The organism is Streptomyces sp. NPDC042346 (genome assembly GCF_055581845.1).
Genome location: NZ_JBVJEH010000001.1, coordinates 731,528 through 747,611, shown reverse-complemented (window position 1 = coordinate 747,611; position 16,084 = coordinate 731,528). Strand labels below are relative to the sequence as shown.

The 16,084-nt window shown below is 71.5% G+C and carries 13 protein-coding genes; 2 read left to right on the top strand and 11 right to left on the bottom strand.

The genetic code is table 11. The features are described from left to right. Positions 1-22: 22 nt before the first annotated feature. The 11 genes from ACZ6K0_RS03640 to ACZ6K0_RS03590 form a co-directional block, all read right to left on the bottom strand. Entirely contained in the window at positions 23-1,300 is a 1,278-nt protein-coding gene (locus tag ACZ6K0_RS03640) for a thymidine phosphorylase (protein ID WP_469229570.1), read from the bottom strand. An 82-nt stretch (positions 1,301-1,382) separates the two neighbouring features. Beyond that, positions 1,383-1,787 carry a cytidine deaminase gene (locus tag ACZ6K0_RS03635; protein ID WP_376401698.1) on the bottom strand — a complete coding sequence of 135 codons (405 nt, stop codon included), beginning with the start codon at positions 1,785-1,787 and terminating at the stop codon, positions 1,383-1,385. Beyond that, positions 1,784-3,073 carry an ABC transporter permease gene (locus tag ACZ6K0_RS03630; RefSeq protein WP_376401695.1) on the bottom strand — a complete coding sequence of 430 codons (1,290 nt, stop codon included), beginning with the start codon at positions 3,071-3,073 and terminating at the stop codon, positions 1,784-1,786. The genes ACZ6K0_RS03635 and ACZ6K0_RS03630 overlap by 4 nt, the downstream gene beginning before the upstream one ends. Then, on the bottom strand, positions 3,070-4,182 hold the full coding sequence (locus ACZ6K0_RS03625; RefSeq protein WP_376401692.1) for an ABC transporter permease: 1,113 nt from the start codon (positions 4,180-4,182) through the stop codon (positions 3,070-3,072). The genes ACZ6K0_RS03630 and ACZ6K0_RS03625 overlap by 4 nt, the downstream gene beginning before the upstream one ends. Beyond that, complete coding sequence (locus tag ACZ6K0_RS03620; protein ID WP_469229682.1) at positions 4,179-5,834, bottom strand: ABC transporter ATP-binding protein; 1,656 nt, start codon at positions 5,832-5,834, stop codon at positions 4,179-4,181. Before ACZ6K0_RS03620 ends, ACZ6K0_RS03625 begins: the two co-directional genes overlap by 4 nt. A 166-nt stretch (positions 5,835-6,000) precedes the next feature. Next, the gene (locus tag ACZ6K0_RS03615) at positions 6,001-7,041 is read right to left on the bottom strand and encodes a BMP family lipoprotein (RefSeq protein WP_376401689.1); all 1,041 of its coding nucleotides are present in this window, start codon (positions 7,039-7,041) and stop codon (positions 6,001-6,003) included. Between the two features lie 289 nt (positions 7,042-7,330). Next, a complete protein-coding gene (locus ACZ6K0_RS03610; RefSeq protein WP_376401686.1) occupies positions 7,331-8,545 on the bottom strand; it encodes an amidohydrolase in 1,215 nt (404 codons plus the stop codon). Positions 8,546-8,688: 143 nt separating this feature from the next. Continuing rightward, on the bottom strand, positions 8,689-9,942 hold the full coding sequence (locus ACZ6K0_RS03605; protein ID WP_469229567.1) for a hypothetical protein: 1,254 nt from the start codon (positions 9,940-9,942) through the stop codon (positions 8,689-8,691). Next, entirely contained in the window at positions 9,939-10,832 is an 894-nt protein-coding gene (locus ACZ6K0_RS03600; RefSeq protein WP_376401681.1) for an N-acetylneuraminate synthase family protein, read from the bottom strand. Before ACZ6K0_RS03600 ends, ACZ6K0_RS03605 begins: the two co-directional genes overlap by 4 nt. 11 nt (positions 10,833-10,843) lie before the next feature. Next, positions 10,844-12,085 (bottom strand): cytidylyltransferase domain-containing protein, encoded by a 1,242-nt coding sequence (locus ACZ6K0_RS03595; protein ID WP_376401678.1) that lies wholly within the window; start codon positions 12,083-12,085, stop codon positions 10,844-10,846. Then, positions 12,085-13,374, bottom strand: coding sequence for a DUF6716 putative glycosyltransferase (locus tag ACZ6K0_RS03590; RefSeq protein ID WP_469229564.1), 1,290 nt, complete (start codon positions 13,372-13,374; stop codon positions 12,085-12,087). The genes ACZ6K0_RS03595 and ACZ6K0_RS03590 overlap by 1 nt, the downstream gene beginning before the upstream one ends. Before the next feature lie 230 nt (positions 13,375-13,604). Between ACZ6K0_RS03590 and ACZ6K0_RS03585 the strand changes: the two genes are divergently transcribed. Beyond that, positions 13,605-14,729: a glycosyltransferase family 2 protein gene (locus ACZ6K0_RS03585; protein WP_469229562.1), complete on the top strand. Its 1,125-nt coding sequence runs from the start codon at positions 13,605-13,607 to the stop codon at positions 14,727-14,729. Further along, a complete protein-coding gene (locus ACZ6K0_RS03580; RefSeq protein ID WP_469229560.1) occupies positions 14,726-16,078 on the top strand; it encodes an alpha-2,8-polysialyltransferase family protein in 1,353 nt (450 codons plus the stop codon). The genes ACZ6K0_RS03585 and ACZ6K0_RS03580 overlap by 4 nt, the downstream gene beginning before the upstream one ends. The last annotated feature ends 6 nt before the right edge of the window (positions 16,079-16,084 follow it).

Below are 16,084 nucleotides of genomic sequence, written 5' to 3'. Positions count from 1 at the left end.
AGGTATATGCCTCGGGCGATCGTCAGGCGATGCGGTCCAGGACGATCGGGTTCGCGGTGAAGGACGTGCCCGGGGCCGCGATGTCCCACGAGTCGTTCAGGGACTTCAGGGCGTAGTCGAACTTCTCCGGGGTGTCCGTGTGGAGGGTCAGCAGGGGCTGGCCCGCCGTCACCGTGTCGCCCGGCTTCGCGTGGAGCTCGACGCCCGCGCCCGCCTGCACCGGGTCCTCCTTGCGGGCGCGGCCCGCGCCCAGGCGCCAGGCGGCGATGCCGATGTCGTAGGCGTCGAGGCGGGTGAGGACGCCGGTCGAGGGGGCCGTGACGACGTGCTGCTCGCGGGCGACCGGGAGGGTGGCGTCCGGGTCGCCGCCCTGGGCGGAGATCATCCGGCGCCAGACGTCCATCGCCGAGCCGTCGGCGAGCGCCTTCGCCGGGTCCGCGTCCTTGATGCCGGCCGCGGCCAGCATCTCGCGGGCGAGGGCGATCGTCAGGTCGACGACGTCCTGGGGGCCGCCGCCGGCGAGGACCTCGACGGACTCGCGGACCTCCAGGGCGTTGCCCGCGGTCAGGCCGAGCGGGGTCGACATGTCGGTGAGGAGCGCGACCGTCTTCACGCCGCTGTCGGTGCCGAGCTGGACCATGGTGGAGGCCAGCTCGCGGGCGTCCTCGATGGTCTTCATGAAGGCGCCGGTGCCGACCTTGACGTCCAGGACGAGCGAGCCGGTGCCCTCGGCGATCTTCTTGGACATGATGGAGCTGGCGATCAGCGGGATCGCCTCGACGGTGCCCGTGACGTCGCGGAGCGCGTAGAGCTTCTTGTCGGCGGGGGCCAGTCCGTCGCCGGCCGCGCAGATCACCGCGCCGGTGGTGTCGAGGACGTGCAGCATCTCCTCGTTGGAGAGCAGCGCGCGCCAGCCCGGGATCGACTCCAGCTTGTCGAGCGTGCCGCCGGTGTGGCCGAGGCCGCGGCCGGAGAGCTGCGGGACGGCCGCGCCGCAGGCGGCGACGAGCGGGGCGAGCGGGAGGGTGATCTTGTCGCCGACGCCACCGGTGGAGTGCTTGTCGGAGGTCGGACGGGAGAGCGCGTCGAAGTTCATGCGCTCGCCGCTGGCGATCATCGCGGCGGTCCAGCGGGCGATCTCCGCGCGGTTCATGCCGTTCAGCAGGATCGCCATGGCCAGGGCGGACATCTGCTCGTCGGCGACCACGCCGCGGGTGTACGCGTCGATGACCCAGTCGATCTGCTCCGGGCTCAGCTCGCCCTTGTCCCGCTTCGTGCGGATGACGGAGATGACGTCCATGAGGTGCTTCCTCTTTCTACGCGCATAGAGGGGAAAAGGCGGAGCGACCCTTCCATCGTGCCGGAAGGGCCGCTCCGAGGCGTTACTTGCGAAGGTGGTCCGGGCCGAATGCCTGCGGCAGCATGTCGGCCAGGGTCAGGAACCCGGCGGGCGTCTCCAGGACGAGGTCGGGGCCCCCGAACTCGAACAGGAGCTGCCTGCACCGGCCGCACGGGACGAGGGACTCGCCCCGGCCGTCCACGCACACGAAGTGCGTCAGACGGCCGCCGCCGGTCGCCTGGAGCTGGGAGACCAGACCGCACTCGGCGCACAGGCCCAGGCCGAAGGAGGCGTTCTCCACGTTGCAGCCGGAGACCGTCCGCCCGTCGTCGACGCGGGCCGCCGCGCCGACCGGGTAGCCCGAGTACGGGGCGTACGCGCGGGACATCGCCTCGCGCGCCGTGACCCGCAGGGCCTCCCAGTCGGCTTCGGTGAGGGCCGTCGTCACTTGCCCTGGCCCTTGCGGTAGCGCATGCCGTCGGCCTTCGGCATCCGCAGCCGCTGCGCGGAGAGCGAGAGGACCAGCAGGGTGACCACGTACGGGGTCGCGCTGACGAACTCGACCGGGACGGTGTCCGTGCCGAGGTACCAGATGAAGACGCCGACGCCGATGACGACGGCGATCGAGGAGGTGATCCAGCGCTTCTGGTACGCCTTCCAGGCCGCGATGGCCACGAGGACGGCGAAGAGCAGCAGGAGCAGCGCGTGCACGGACTGGCCGCCGCTGCGCAGCTGGAGCGCGTCGGCGTAGCCGAACAGGCCGGCACCCATGGCGAGGCCGCCGGGCCGCCAGTTACCGAAGATCATCGCCGCGAGGCCGATGTAGCCGCGGCCGCCGGTCTGGCCCTCGTTGTAGATGTGCGAGGTGACGAGCGACAGGAACGCGCCGCCGAGACCGGCGAGACCGCCGGAGACGATCACGGCGATGTACTTGTACTTGTACACGTTGACGCCGAGCGACTCGGCCGCGATCGGGTTCTCGCCGCAGGAGCGCAGGCGCAGACCGAACGAGGTCTTCCACAGCACGAAGAACGTGCCGATGATCAGCAGCACCGCGAGGATCGTGACCAGCGAGAGGTTGGTGACCAGACCGCCGAGGATGCCGGCGACGTCCGAGACCACGAACCACTCGTGCTTCTCGATGTCGGCCAGCCAGTCGGAGAGACCCGGGACCGTGATCGAGGTGATCTCGTCGGCCGGCGGGGACTGCTTGGGGCTGCCGCCCCTGGCCGCGGCCTCGCCGGAGTTGAACCACAGCTTGGCGAAGTAGGTGGTGAAACCGAGCGCCAGGATGTTGATCGCGATGCCGGAGATGATGTGGTCGACGCCGAAGGTGACCGTGGCGACCGCGTGCAGCAGACCGCCCAACATGCCGCCCAGGATGCCGGCGAGGATGCCGATCCAGGGGCTGGTCTGCCAGCCGGCCCAGGCACCGAAGAAGGTGCCGAGGATCATCATGCCTTCGAGGCCGATGTTGACCACGCCCGCGCGCTCGGACCACAGACCGCCGAGACCGGCGAGGCCGATCGGCACCGCGAGCGAGAGGGCGGCGCCGACCTGGCCGGCCGAGGTGAGGTCCTGCGCGCCGGTGATGACGCGGACGGCGGAGAGCGCGATGAGCGCGCCCGCGACGATCAGCAGGATCACGGGAAGGGAGAGCCGAGTCCGGCCGCCCTTGCCACCGGCCACCTTGGGGGCGGCGGGCGGCGGGGTGGAAGTCGCCGTGGCGCTCACGCCGACACCTCCGTCTTGTCGGAGTTACGGGCCTGGGCGGCGAGCTTCTCGCCGACCTGTCGCTGCTGGCGCTTGAGGCCGTAGCGGCGGACGACTTCGTAGGCGATGACGACGCAGAGGACGATGACGCCCTGCATGACGCCGACGATCTCCTTGTCGTAACCCTCGAATTCGAGCTTGCCGCTGCCGCGCTCCAGGAAGCCCCAGAGGATCGCGCCGAGCGCGATGCCGACCGGGCTGTTGCGGCCGAGCAGGGCGATGGCGATGCCGGTGAAGCCGATGCCGACCGGGAAGTCGCCGCTGTACTCGTACGAGTCGTTGAGCAGGGTCGGCATGCCGATCAGGCCGGCCATGCCGCCGGAGATCAGCATCGACGTCACGACCATCTTCTTGACGTTGACGCCGCTCGCCGAGGCCGCCGAGTCGGACTGGCCGACGGTCCGCAGGTCGAAGCCGAAGCGGGTGCGGGAGAGCGTGAACCAGTACCCGACGCCCGCGATGATCGCGACGATCAGGAAGCCCCAGACGGGGTCCGGCGCGGTCGGGAAGTCGAAGAAGCGGGAGGACTCGGGCAGCGGGGTCGTGGAGACCTTGGTGCCCGCCTCGTCCAGGTGGCCGAGGCGGCCGGGCTGGAGGAGGTAGCCGATGATCGCGGTGGCGATGAAGTTCAGCATGATCGTCGCGACGACCTCGCTGACGCCCCGGGTGACCTTGAGGACACCGGCGATGCCGGCCCACATGCCGCCGACGATCATCGCGGTGAGGATGATCAGCGGGATCTGGACGATGCCCGGCAGGGTCAGCGCGCCACCGACGGCGGCGGCGAAGAAGGCCGCGAGACGGTACTGGCCGTCGACACCGATGTTGAACAGGTTCATGCGGAAGCCGATGGCCACCGCGAGACCCGCCAGGTAGTACGTCGTCGCCTTGTTGATGATGTAGACCTGGCTGTCCGACTTCACGCCGTACTCGAACATGATGCCGAAGGCGCTGAACGGTTCCTTGCCTGTCAGGGCAAGCACCAGGGCGGTGATCAGGAAGGCCGCGACCACCGCGAGAAGCGGTGCCGCGATGCCCAGGAGCAGCCGCTCCTTGTCGATCTTCTTCATCGGGCCTCGTCCTCCGGGCCGTCGGTGCCCTCAGGACCGGCTTCGGTCTCGGGGCTCTCTTCGTGCTCAAGGTGACCGGTGGCGGCACCGGTCATGGCCGAGCCCAGCTCCTCCGGGGTGATCGTGGCGGGATCGGCGTCCGCGACCAGCCGGCCGCGGTACATCACGCGCATGGTGTCGGAGAGGCCGATCAGCTCGTCCAGGTCCGCGGAGATCAGCAGGACGGCGAGGCCGTCGCGGCGCGCCTCGCGGATCTGGTCCCAGATCTGCGCCTGCGCGCCGACGTCCACGCCCCGGGTGGGGTGCGCGGCGATCAGCAGCTTGGGGTTGTGGCTCATCTCGCGGCCGACGATCAGCTTCTGCTGGTTGCCGCCGGAGAGCGAGGCCGCCGTGACCTCGATGCCGGGCGTGCGGACGTCGTATTCCTTGACGATCCGCTCGGTGTCCTTGCGGGCACCCTTCAGGTCGAGCAGGACGCCCTTGGAGTTGGGCCGCTCGGTGACGTGGCCGAGGATCCGGTTCTCCCAGAGCGGGGCCTCCAGAAGGAGACCGTGCCGGTGGCGGTCCTCGGGGATGCAGCCGATGCCTTCCTCGCGCCGCTTCCGGGTCGGGGCGGTGGAGATGTCGGCGCCGTCGAGGGTCAGCACGCCCGAGTCGGGGTTGCGCATGCCCATGATCGCGTCGACGAGCTCGGACTGGCCGTTGCCCTCGACACCGGCGATGCCGAGGACCTCGCCCTTGTGGATGGTGAGGCTGATGCCGTCGAGGACGGAGCGGACGACGCCGTCCGGGTCGACGGCGCTGAGCGACAGGTCCTGGACCGTCAGCATCGGCACGTCCGTCACGGTCGACTCGCGGGTCTCCGGGGACGGCAGCTCGCTGCCGACCATCAGCTCGGCGAGCTGCTTGGTCGTGGTGTTGGCCGGGTCGGCGGTGCCGACGGTCGTGCCGCGCCGGATGACGGTGATGTCGTCGGCGACGGCGAGGACCTCGCCCAGCTTGTGCGAGATGAAGATGACGGTGAGGCCCTCGGCCTTGAGCTCGCGCAGGTTGTCGAAGAGCGCGTCGACCTCCTGCGGGACGAGCACGGCGGTCGGCTCGTCGAGGATCAGGGTGCGGGCGCCGCGGAAGAGGACCTTGAGGATCTCCACGCGCTGGCGGTCGGCCACGCCGAGGTCCTCGACGAGGACGTTCGGACGGACGCCGAGGCCGTACGCGTCGGAGATCTCCTTGATCTTGGCGCGGGCCTTGTCTCCGATGCCGTAGAGCTTCTCGGAGCCGAGGACGACGTTCTCGAGGACGGTGAGGTTGTCCGCGAGCATGAAGTGCTGGTGCACCATGCCGACGCCGCGGGCGATGGCGTCACCGGGGTTGTTGAACGACACCTGCTCGCCGTCGATCGCGATGGTGCCCTCGTCCGGCTTCTGCATGCCGTAGAGGATCTTCATCAGGGTCGACTTGCCCGCGCCGTTCTCGCCCACGAGGGCGTGGACGGTGCCGCGGCGCACGGTGATGTCGATGTCGTGGTTGGCCACGACTCCGGGGAATCGCTTGGTGATGCCGCGGAGTTCTACGGCGTTGGGGCTGGAGGCTTTGATGACGCACTCTCCAAGGCAGGGAGCGTGGGAGCGGAAGGCTGGGACAGGGAGCAGACCGGAACACGGCCGCGGGCGGGGCTCGGTGGCGAAAAATACCCGCACCGGGCGATAGCTACGCGCGTAGCGTCGCCAAAATGTTCAACTGCCCGCGGGCACAGGTGTGAAAGGGGGCCCGGAGTGTCGGCCGAAGCCGCTCTCCGGGCCCCCTTCGCGACGTGTGTCAGAGGGTCGTGGCGACCTTGATCTGACCGTCGACGATCTTCTTCTTGGCCGCGTCCAGCTTGGCCTGGATGTCCTTGAGGTGGTCACCCGTGGTGGTCAGGGAGACGCCGTCCTCGGCGAGCGAGTAGGTGTGCGTGCCGGTCAGCGGCTTGCCGTCCTTCTCGGACTTGATGAGCTCGTAGACACCGGTGTCGACGTTCTTGACGACCGAGGTGAGGATCGAGCCGGCGTACTTCGACAGGGCCGGGTCCTTGGCCTGGTCCGAGTCGACGCCGATCGCCCAGGCGCCCGGCTTCGCGGCGACGGCCTCGATGGAGCCGGCGCCGGAGCCGCCCGCGGCGGCGAAGATGACGTCGATGCCCTTGTCGAGCATGCCCTTGGCGGCGGCCTTGCCCTTGTCCGGGGCACCGAAGCCGGACAGGTCCGTACCGGTGGAGAGGTACTGGATCTGGACCGTGGCGTCCGGGTTGGTCTCCTTGACGCCCTGCTGGAAGCCGGCGGCGAACTTCTTGATCAGCGGGAGGTCGACACCACCGATGAAGCCGATCTTGCCGTCCTTCGACTTCTCCGCGGCCGCGACACCGGCGAGGTACGAGCCCTGCTCCTCGGTGAAGACGATCGAGTCGACGTTCTTCTGCTCGGAGACCGAGTCGATGAGGCCGAAGGTGGTCTTCGGGAACTTCGCCGCGGTCTTGTCGATCGCGTCCTTGTAGGCGAAGCCGACACCGATGACCGGGTTGTAGCCGCCCTCGGCGAGGGAGGCGAGGCGCTGCTCGCGGTCGGCCGGGGTCTCACCGTTCTTCGCGGTGAGCTCCTTGGTCTCGACACCGAGGTCGGCCTTGGCCTTGTCGAGACCGCGCGCGGCGGAGTCGTTGAAGGAGTTGTCGCCACGACCACCCACGTCGTAGGCCATGCCGACCTTGATGGTGCCCGAGTCGGAGCCCGAGTCCCCGGTGGAGGACTCCCCGCAGGCGGTGGCAGTGAGAGCGAGAGCCGCAGTGACAGCACACGCGGCGGTGATCTTGGATACCCGGCGCACGAGGAGGTCCCTTCAAGACTGACCGAAAGCGCCTCTTCCGGCGCTGGTTTCGGGCGATCGTAACGCGCGTAGATGTCAGTTAAAGACCCGTTCATGAGTCGTTACCGGATCGACGCCCACGAGTCGTACCAGACGGTAGCGGCACGGAGACGGTCCGACACCCCGAGACCCGACGCGGGCGGCGGGACCGCGATGTGACGCTCCGACCACCCTACGGTCGGCGGGACCGCCGGATGGTGGACGACACCCCGCGCTCCCGCCCCGTCCCCGGCCGCCCGGGGCGACCGGATCAGGCCTTGCGGTCGAGCAGGGCCGCGGCGGTGAAGAGTTCCACGGCCGTCTCGATGCAGCGTTCGTCCACGTCGAAGTCGCCCGCGTGCAGGTCGCGGACGCGGGTGTCGCCGGGGGTGCGGACACCGAGGCGGGCCATGGCGCCGGGGACGTGCTCCAGGTACCAGGAGAAGTCCTCGCCGCCGAGGCTCTGCTCGGTGTCCTCGATCGCATACGGTCCGCGGCGGGCGGTCATCGCGTCGGCGAGCAGGTCGGTGACGACCGCGTCGTTCACGACCGGGGGGACGCCCCGGACGTAGTTCACCGTCGACTTCGCGCGGTGGAGGGTCGCGATCTCGTCGATCGCCGCGTGGACCAGGTCGGGCGCGTCGCGCCAGGTCGGCAGGTCGAGGCAGCGGACGGTGCCGGAGAGCTCGGCGTGCTGCGGGATGACGTTGCAGGCGTGGCCGGCCTCGATGCGGCCCCAGGTGACCGAGAGGCCCGAGCGGGCGTCGACGCGGCGGGCGAGGACGGCCGGGACGTCGGTGGCGACGCGGGCGGCGGCGGTGACGAGGTCGGTGGTGAGGTGCGGGCGGGCGGTGTGGCCGCCGGGGCCGTCGAGGGTGACTTCCAGCCGGTCGCAGGCCGAGGTGATGGGGCCGGAACGGAGTCCGATCTTCCCCGCGTCCACCCTGGGGTCGCAGTGGACGGCGATGATGCGGCCGACGCCGTCGAGCACTCCGGCCTCGATCGCGTCGGCGGCGCCGCCGGGCAGCACTTCCTCGGCGGGCTGGAAGAGGAGCCGTACCGCGTTCGGGAGGAGGCCCTGCCGGTCGAGCTCGGCGAGGACGAGCCCGGCGCCCAGGACGGTGGTGGTGTGGACGTCGTGTCCGCAGGCGTGCGCGCGGTTGGCCACGGTGGAGCGGTAGGCGACGGTCTTCACGTCGGGGATGGGCAGCGCGTCGAGGTCGGCGCGGATCGCGAGCATGGGGCGGTGACGGTCCGGGGTGCCGATGTCACAGATGAGCCCGGTGCCGCCCGGCAGGACCTTCGGCGCGAGGCCGGCCGCCTCCAGGCGGGCCTTGAGCGCGGCGGTCGTACGGAACTCCTGGTTGCCCAGCTCGGGGTGCATGTGCAAGTCCCTGCGGAAGGCGATCAGTTCGGCGCGCAGGGGTGCGGACAGCGTTCCGGGCAGGGTGGCGGAGCCTGGCTCACGGGACTTCAACTGGTTCACCTTGTGAAGGGTAGGCCCCTTGAGTGGTCAACTGCCCGTTGATCACCAAAAGTTCAGCCCGTTAGGGGAAAGAATCTCGGTTTGGCAGGCATGAAGGCCCTTCGGTGTGGGTACGCTCGGCCGAATTCGGCCCGATTGATCCGTCAGGCCGTTCCTGCGGCCCCTGTGGCTCCCGTGGCCCCTGTGACCCGTGCGGTGAGCCGGTCGACCTCGTGGGCCGCCGTGCCCGCCACTCCGGACAGGAAGCCCTGGGCGCGCGGCGAGGCGGTGGCCCGCAGCCACTCGGGCGCGACCTCGATGACCGCGACCTTCACCCCCGTACCGGCGAGGGCCAGCGGCAGGGTGTGGACGACCGTGGACGGGAAGCTGACGACCGTCCGGCCGATCGGGCCGCGGCGGGCGATCAGCTCCAGGGGCAGGTCCGGCCGGACCACCTGGAGGCCGGTCTCGACCGCTATGCGGTGCAGCTTCTCGGCGCTCTCGCGGCGGTGCGCGAAGTAGCGGGTCGCGCCGTGGGCGCGGGCCAGTTCCGCGACCACGCGCGCGTAGTGATCGGCGTCGACCACGCCCGTCTCGACCAGCGAGGTGCCCACCAGGTCCGCGCCGCCGGTCAGCAGCGGGGGGCCGAAGCGGGACCGGGTCCAGGCGTAGGAGTTCTCCGTGACCTCGATGCCGGCCGGGGCCTCGACGGGCAGCGACGTGAAGATCTCGACCGTACGGCCGCGGGCCGGGGCCAGTCGCCGCCGGGCCAGCGAGGTCACCGGGGCGAGGACCAGCTCGCGCGGGCCCAGGCTGCCCTTGCGGTGCCAGCGCACCAGGCGCTCGCCGCGGCCGAGCTGGGCGGCGAACTCCATGGTGGCGGTGCCGTCGTCGACCACCGTCAGGTGCCGGGGCGAGAAGAGCGACAGGAGCAGCTGGACGTAGCGGGAGAACGGGTCGCCGATGATGACCCGCTCCGCCCGGCGCAGCGGCGGGGCGAGCTGCCGCAGGGTGCGGACGAGCGCGCCCCGGCCGCCGCGGGCCTCCTGCCAGTGGACGGTGAAGCCCTCGTCGCGGGCCAGCTGGGCCATGCGGCGCAGCTGGCCCCGCGACATGGGGTCGGTCGGCGAGAGGACGACGACCGTGAGGGCGGGCGCGGGCGCGGAAGCCGGGGCGGCCGCCGGGGTGGGGGCGGGCGTCGCGTGCGTCGCCCCCGGGGTGGGGGCGGGTGCCGCCCCCGGGGTGAGGGCGTCCGTGGTGCGGGACGCCGCGGCTGACGTGCCGACGGGCTCGTCCGGAGCGGACGCTCCGGGGGCGGGTGCCGCGCCGGGCGCCCGGTCGGGCGCCTGCGTGTGCGCCCATTCCAGGACGTTGAGGAGCTGGACCGGGCTCTCGACGAACGCCAGCTGCCCGGTCATGCGGCGACGAGCCCCTGGACCCGGCGGAGCTTCTTCATCGGGCCGAGCTCCGACTCGTAGACCTTCTTGACGCCGTCGCCGAGGGCGGTCTCGATGGTGCGGATGTCGCGGACGAGGCGCTGGAGGCCCTGCGGCTCGACGGAGGCGGCCTGGTCGGAGCCCCACATGGCGCGGTCGAGGGTGATGTGGCGCTCGACGAAGGTGGCGCCGAGGGCGACGGCGGCGAGGGTGGTCTGCAGGCCGGTCTCGTGGCCGGAGTAGCCGATCGGGACGTTCGGGTACTCGTCCTTCAGCGTGTTGATCACGCGGAGGTTGAGCTCCTCGGCCTTGGCCGGGTACGTCGAGGTGGCGTGGCAGAGCAGGATGTTGTCCGAGCCGAGGACCTCGACCGCGTGGCGGATCTGCTTCGGGGTGGACATGCCCGTGGAGAGGATGACCGTACGGCCGGTGGCGCGCAGGGCGCGGAGCAGCTCGTCGTCGGTGAGGGAGGCGGAGGCGACCTTGTGGGCCGGGACGTCGAACTTCTCCAGGAAGGCGACGGCCTCGGTGTCCCACGGGGAGGCGAACCAGTCGATGCCGCGCTTCTTGCAGTGCTCGTCGATGGCGCGGTACTCGTCCTCGCCGAACTCCACGCGGTGGCGGTAGTCGATGTACGTCATGCGGCCCCAGGGGGTGTCGCGCTCGATGTCCCACTGGTCGCGCGGGGTGCAGATCTCCGGGGTGCGCTTCTGGAACTTGACGGCGTCACAGCCGGCCTCGGCGGCGACGTCGACGAGGGCGAGGGCGTTCTCGAGGTCGCCGTTGTGGTTGATGCCGATCTCGCCGGTGATGTAGACGGGCTGGCCGGGGCCGGCGGTCTTCGAACCGAAGGTGCGCAGACGGGTGCTCATGGTGCTGTTCCTTACGAGTTGGGGATGCGGGGTGCGGGGGTGTCGAGCTCGGGTCCGAGGAGCCAGGCCGCGATCTCGCGGATCGCTCCGAAGCCACCGGGGGTGGCGGTGACCGCGCGGGCCGCGGCCCGTACGGAGTCGTGGGCGCTGCTCACCGCGACGGGCCAGCCGACGAGGTGGAAGCAGGGCAGGTCGTTGACGTCGTTGCCGGCGTAGAGCACGCGCTGGGGGTCGATGCCCTCGGCGTCGCACCACTCCTTGAGGGCCCGGTCCTTGCGGTCGATGCCGTGCAGGACGGGGATCTTGAGCTTGCGGGCGCGGGCGGCGACGACGGCGTTCTGTTCGGTGGAGAGGATGAGGACGGGGAGGCCGGCGCGGCGCAGGGCCGCGATGCCGAGGCCGTCGCCGCGGTGCGCGGAGACGAACTCGCGTCCCTCGGCGTCGAGGTGGACCCGGTCGTCGGTCTGGGTGCCGTCGAAGTCGAGGACGACCGCGTCGATGTCGCCGAAGCCGGGGGTGGCGGGCTCGTCGAGGAGCGGCGCGAGGGCCTTGGCGCGGGCGAGGTCGTGCGGGTCGTCGATCTCCAGGACCCGGGAGGGGTCGGTGACGACGAGCGCGGTACGGCCGAAGAAGCGGTGTCCGTGGGTACGGAAGCCGGCCGCGTCCATCGCGTAGACGGCGCCGGTCTCCAGGTACTCGGGCTCCCGGTCCTGGCGGCGCGGGCGGTGCGCCTTGTCGTGGTTGACGCCCTCGGCGCCGTCGGCAGCGTCGGGGCCGGAGGCCGCCCGCCAGAGGAAGCCGTGGGACGGCGCGGCCGTGAAGGCCGTGTCGGCGGCGCCCGAGGCGACGCGCTCGACGGTCTCCGCGACCTCTGCCGAGGTGAGGAAGGGGCTGGTGCACTGGACCAGGAGGACGACGTCGGCCGGGCGGCCGTGGGTGGCCTCGAAGGCGTCCATCGCGTGCAGGACGGCGGCCTCGCTGGTCGCGGTGTCGCCCGCGATCTCGGCGGGGCGGTGCACGGCCTCGGCTCCGGCGGTGCGGGCCGCCGCCGCGATGGCGGCGTCGTCGGTGGAGACCACGACGTGGGTGACCGGGCGGGCGCCGAGGCAGGCGCGGACGGCGCGGGCCACGAGCGGGACACCGGCCACCGGGGCGAGGTTCTTGGCGGGGACGCCCTTGGAGCCGCCCCGGGCGGGGATCACGGCGAGCACGGTGGCGGTGTGCCGCGGGGGCGGCGTGGCGGCGGTCGTCATCAGAGTTCTCCCAGCCGGCGGATGACGGGGGCCACGCGCTGCACTCCGTGCCGGTACGCGCCCCGCGCCGCCTCCCGGACGACCCGGCGGAGGCCGCTCTCGCGGGGCTCCTGCGCGGTGACGTCCAGGCGGTGGCGGGCGAGGATCCCGGGCAGGTAGCCGGGGGCCGTCTCCGCTGTGTAGTAGGGGGTGATCGGGGGCAGCGCGGGGAGCGCCAGGAGTGCGGCGACCCGGTCGCGGGCGGCGTCGAAGGCCGCTTCGTACGGGCTGTCGGAGGCCACGCCCTGCCGGGCGAGCCAGGTGTCGTCCGGTATGGGGACGTGTCCCTTGTCGAGTCCGTCGAAGGAGGTCAGCAGGCCGGAGCCGACGAAGTGGTGGTTGCCGAGCGCCTCGCGGACCCCGAGGTCGGTGAGGATCGCGGTGGGGACGCGGCGGTGGAGGGCTTCGAGCGCGGCCGTGGAGGAGACGGTGACCAGGAGGTCGGTGCGGTCGAGGACCTCGCCCATGTGTCCGTACACGAGGCGGAAGTTGGCGGGCGGGTCGAGGTCGCGGACCAGCTTCTGGAAGGGGAACTCCTCCAGGTGCGTGGTGTGTTCGCCCGGCTTGGAGCGGAGCTTGAGGAGCACCTCGCGGCCCGGGTGGAGGCGGGCGTGGTCGATCAGCCGCCGCAGGACGTAGGTCCGCTCGGCCCGGGTGGCGGGCACGGACGGCTGGGCGGCGAAGACGAGGGTGTCGCGGCCGGCCTCGGGGGTGTGCGGGGCGCCGCCGAGGAAGGGCAGCGCGGCCTCGACGACCGAGTCGGAGCCGGCGCCCACGCCCTCGTACACGGCGCGGAACCGCTCGGCGTCGTGCCGGGAGTTGGCGAGGACGACGTCGGCGCCGTGGCGCAGGAGGAGCCCGTCGGTGAGCTTCTCGTAGACGACGCCGACGTAGCCGGTGACGATCACCGGGCGCCGGTCCAGGGCCAGATCGGCCAGGCCCTGGAGGACGGCCCGGACGGTGCCGCCGACCAGCGCGAGGACGACGACGTCGTATCCCTCGCCGCGCTCCGCCGCGTCCCGTACGGCACGGAGGAACTCCGCGCCCGTCACCTCGCCCGGGGTGGTCGTGGACACCCCGGTCTCGGCGAGCTGGCGGGGGGTGGGTGTGGCCCGGCCCCGTAGGACGAATCCGGTGGGTTCGGCTGTCGCCGTGGTGAGGCGGCGCGCCGTGAGGGCGCCCCATTTCCACCGGGTGTCGGAGTCGGCGAGTACGGCTACTCGTACTGCCTCGTTGGTACTTGCTGGCACGTCGAGGACGCTAGAAGGGCATTCCGCTTTCCGGCCCAACTGAGTCACAACAACGGGTGAACAGCGCCTCTCCGACGTGTTAAACGGGTCGGATTCCGGCCGGAATCGCTGCGGGGCGGGGCCGGATTTCCTTGTAGGTAAAGGCGGTTAAGCGGCCCGCCGCTTGGTGTTCACCGAATATCCCCCCACCGGTCGGGGGGCGTGCCGGGTCGGCGCCTAGCGTCGGCCACGTGGTCAAGCTCTCCGTGGTCGTGCCGTTCTTCAACGTGCAGACATATGCCCCCGACACCCTCACCAGCCTGCGTGCCAACGCCCGCGAGGACTTCGAGTTCCTCCTTGTCGACGACTGCTCGTCCGACGGGACTCCCGAACTCCTCGAACGGGCCGTACACGACGTCCCGGGTGCCGTCCTGCTCAGGCACGAACGCAACGAAGGACTCGCCACGGCCCGCAACACCGGCCTCGACGCGGCCCGCGGCGAGTACGTGACCTTCCTCGACGGGGACGACTGGCTCTCCCCCGGCTACTACGGGCGGCTCGTCGCCGCCATGGACGAGCTGGGATGCGACTTCCTGCGCACCGGCCACGTCTCCGTCTCGGGCCGCAGCCGCTCGGTCCGCGGGGTGCCGGTCCCGCGCCGCGACGAGGTGCTCGACCCGCGCGACGCGATACTGCCGGCCCACCGGACGACCTCCGTCGACTACCCGTACGCGTGGGCCGGGATCTACCACCGACGGCTCCTGGAGCGCGGGCTCCTCCACTTCCCGCACGGCCTGCGGACGGCCGAGGACCGGCCCTGGATCTGGAAGCTGCACCGCGAGGCGGAATCGTTCGCGGCGATCGGGGAGCTCGGCGTCTTCTACCGGCGCGGAGTCGCGACCTCGCTCACCCAGATCGGCGATGTGCGGCAATTGGATTTCATCCGTGCATTCGACCTGGTGATCGAGGAAACGGCGAAGGACCGGGACGCTGATCTCCTTCTCCCCAAAGCGGTGCGGACGTATTGCGCACTGATTTCCCATCACATCGGCGGGATCGGACGATTCGAACCCGAGGTGGCACGCCAGTTGAAGGCGATGAGCGCGGGAGCGCTGCGCCGGATGCCGCAGGCGGTCCTCGACGAGGCCCTCACGTCGATGGGCGGGGACCGCGCGACGCTGCTGCGGAAACTGCGGAAGCAGCGCCCGGCACCGCCACCGGCGGCACCGGATCCGACACCTGCGGCGGTGTCGGTGTCGACGGCCGAGACGGTGTCCGGGTCCGTGTCCGGGTCCGTGTCCGTGTCGGTGTCGGCGTCGGCGTCGGCGCCTGTCTCCGGGGCCGGCGCGAACGGTTCCCCGGAGGTGGCGGCATGAGCGCCCGACGCACCACACAGATCTTCTGCGCCTCCACCCTCTACGGGGCGGCGACCCTGGCCGCCGCACTGGACAGCGGCTGCTTCGGCCGGGCCGACCGCCGGATCCTGCTCGTCACCAACAACGCCGCCGTGCCCGAGACGACACCCGCCCTCGACGAGGCCGAGGGCTTCGAGCGGCTGCGCGGCCGCTTCGACTCCGTCCTGTCCTGGAACGAGACGATCTCCCCGCTCCACCCCGCCGGCTGGACGCCCCGGGGACAGGACATGGCGATGCTCCAGCGCCATCTGCGGCTGCTCTGGGAGCTCGGTGACGACCGGGTCGAACTCGCCCTGGAATCGCTCCAGGTGACACCCGCGCTCGCCATCGCCCAGCTGCTGCCCGACGCGCCGATCACGGCGTACGCCGACGGTCTCATGAGCTACGGGCCGACCCGTAACAAGATCGACCCGCTGATCGGCGGACGGGTCCGCAGGCTGCTCCACCTGGACCTCGTCCCCGGGCTCGAACCGCTGCTGCTCGCCGAGTTCGGGGCGCCGCCGGAGGCCGTACCGGTGGAGGCCTTCACGAAGGTCGTCGAGGAACTCTCCGGACCGGCCGCGGGACCGGGAACGCGCGAGGAGGGCCCCGCGCTGCTCCTCGGCCAGTACCTGGCCGCCCTGCAGCTGGTCACCGCCGCCGAGGAGGAGGAGCTGCACCTGCGGATGGTCCGCGGCGCGATCGCCCGGGGCCACCGGAAGCTCGTCTTCAAGCCCCACCCGACCGCCCCGGACGCCTGGTCGCGGTCGCTGGTGGACGAGGCGGAGCGGCTCGGTGCCGAGCTGACCGTCGAGGACCGGCCCGTCCTCGCCGAGGTGCTCTACCGCGAGCTGCGGCCCGCCCTCGTGGTCGGCTGCTTCTCCACGGCGCTGCTCACGGCGCACGCCTTCTACGGGCTGCCGGTCGCCCGGGTCGGCACGGGCCCGCTCCTGGAGCGGCTCACCCCCTTCCAGAACAGCAACCGGATCCCGCTCACCGTGGTGGACGCGGTCGTCCCGCCCCTGGAGGAGGGCGGCGCGGACGAGCCGGCCGGGCCGGTCCCGGACGTGGCGGAGCTGAACGACCTGGTCGCCGCGGTCGGCTTCGCGATGCAGCCGAAGATCCGGGCCGACCTGCGGGAGGCCGCGGCACGGCACCTGTCGGGCCCGCACGCCGAGCGCACCCGGCACCACTTCACCCGCCGGCGCCTCACCGTCCTGAACCTGCCGGGCGGCCTCCCCCTGCCCCGGCATCCGCAGGTCCGCCGTCTGGCGCGCCGCGCGCTGCGGCTCCGCAAGGAGCTGCGGAAGCGCGGCGCCGCCCGGAAGTAGGCGGCC